We start from the raw sequence: 2,022 nt of genomic DNA, 5'->3' as shown, positions 1-2,022 counted from the left end.
CGAGTTAAGATGTTAGTATTTAAACCAGATAAGGATTATATTCCTTGATAATATAAATAATCATTGATAAAAATTATTTATTTCCATCTTACAAGTCCTATTAGTTCATTTTGACTTGGTTGTATCATTACTCTTCTTTTTTGCGTTTAGGTCCGTTTCAGGACTTCTCCTTGGAATTCTTTCTTCTCGCGAAATCGTCTTGGTTATGAACTTCACCTCAATCCGCTTTTATTCTTTGCTATAATCTATAATTCTTTCGTTTGATAAACCAAGAATATGAAGTATGTGATTATCACACATTGCAATTCGTTAATTCGCTGTTAATAAGGCCTCTTTGGCGCCCATCAAACGATACTAAGTAGTAATATTTTTTACCATCAAAATTAATATAAAATTCAACATTATTTTTAATTATTTTATTTTTGTTTGATAAACAAATTATTTTACCGTTGTAAACAATTTTTTTTCGATCTTCTTGACAACTTTTAACATCAAAACCTTGTTTTGTTTGTTTCAAAAATTGTTTAATAATTGATAAATCGGTTTCTCGATAATACAAGATCGATTTTTTGTAATTTTTAAAATTGGTTCGAATCGGTTTATCGAATTTATCTTTTTTATCAGGATCGATTTTATATAACTTTAAGTCTTGTAATTTATTAATTGGAATTGTTTTTAAAATTTCTTTAATTCTATTTTTTTCTAGATTTTTGTAATTCTTTTTAAAGATATTATATGTTGCGATTGTTTCTATTTTTGATGGTTCAGGTTCGTTTTTTTGGTTATTATTGTCATTTTGAGGTAATGTTGGTTGTTCTTGATTACTTGGTTGGAAAGATTTTAACAATTCTACAACCGAATTTTTTAATTCGCTCGGTGTGTAAATATCAGGTCCATTTTTTCCATTAAGCTTTAAATTAATCTTTTTATTGTTTTTACTTTTTCCTGTATGCTCATATATACGAACTGCTAACAAGACTTCTGGTTTAATTTTTTCTAATTCCGTTTTTAATTCGATAATTTGTTTGTTTGATGAAGTATTAGATTTTATTGTTGTAGATGGTTGTTGTGTTGAAATAGTTGATTTAGCTTTTTCGATTAGTTCTGGATGTATGAATTGATACCAGTTTCCTGAAATTTTTTGAATTTTGTATCTTTTATCAGTTAAAAATTTTTCTAAAACTGGTTGTGTTAATTCAAAATAGAATGTAAGATTGTCATAATCGTAATAGAATATATCAAATGGTTCGTATGATAATTTATCAAAGACAACAGCATAAAATTTTGAACTAATATTGCTTTTACTAAAAACTATTTCATTATATTCTGAATATTTATTGCATTTAAAATTGTATTGTGGTAAATTTTTATAATTTTGGTTCATTATTTTTTTCTCCTTTATTAATGAATTTATTTTTTTTAAAATGGTGTAAAACGAAAGTGCGAAAAATCGTACTTTTTAAATTTGTTTTTTTTAATTTTTTTAAGCTCAGCTAAAAGAGACATTTTAAAAAATACGGAAATATAGGTTTCAATTTTTTTTGTTTTTGAAACACAATTATTAGATTAAATCCGTGTTATTAGTGTTTTAATTTGTGATTTTTTACTATTTTTTTTAACTGAGCGCTATCTTTTGTTTAAAATGTATTTATTTAATGAGTTTTGATATTTCAAAAATTAGGTTTTTGATTGCTAACTGTTTTTCTACTTTTTCAATTTGATTTGAAAGTAAATATTGTTTATTTTTTTTAATTTTTTTAGACATATTAATATATGTTATTCGATTTTTATCATAACAATAAGTAATTCCTGGTGAAATATAATATTTTTTATTTTTATATTGATTAACATTTTTAATTAATAAATTATTATAAGTTAAAAAATAAGAATTAATTTCTTTCTTTTTTTTAGAATAAATTAAAATCAAAGTATTACAAATCTTTGAATTATAAATTTCTTTAGAAAAACTATTTTTAGTAAAACCAGATTTTGAAAGCAATTTAAATTGAAATGTTTTTGTTT

2 protein-coding genes are annotated in these 2,022 nt (G+C 22.9%); both read right to left on the bottom strand.

Translation table 11 applies throughout. The features are described 5' to 3' along the window. Positions 1-292 precede the first annotated feature (292 nt). The gene (locus KTO59_RS04090) at positions 293-1,384 is read right to left on the bottom strand and encodes a hypothetical protein (protein WP_284928785.1); all 1,092 of its coding nucleotides are present in this window, start codon (positions 1,382-1,384) and stop codon (positions 293-295) included. 264 nt (positions 1,385-1,648) lie between these two features. Beyond that, positions 1,649-2,022 (bottom strand): hypothetical protein (locus tag KTO59_RS04085; protein ID WP_284928784.1); only part of this gene is annotated, 374 nt, incomplete at its 5' end.

This window comes from Candidatus Phytoplasma sp. AldY-WA1, from assembly GCF_020312115.2.
Lineage (GTDB): Bacteria > Bacillota_I > Bacilli_A > Acholeplasmatales > Acholeplasmataceae > Phytoplasma > Phytoplasma vitis.
Note: the sequence above shows the minus strand (reverse complement) of the source record. Positions and strands in the feature narration are given on the sequence as shown.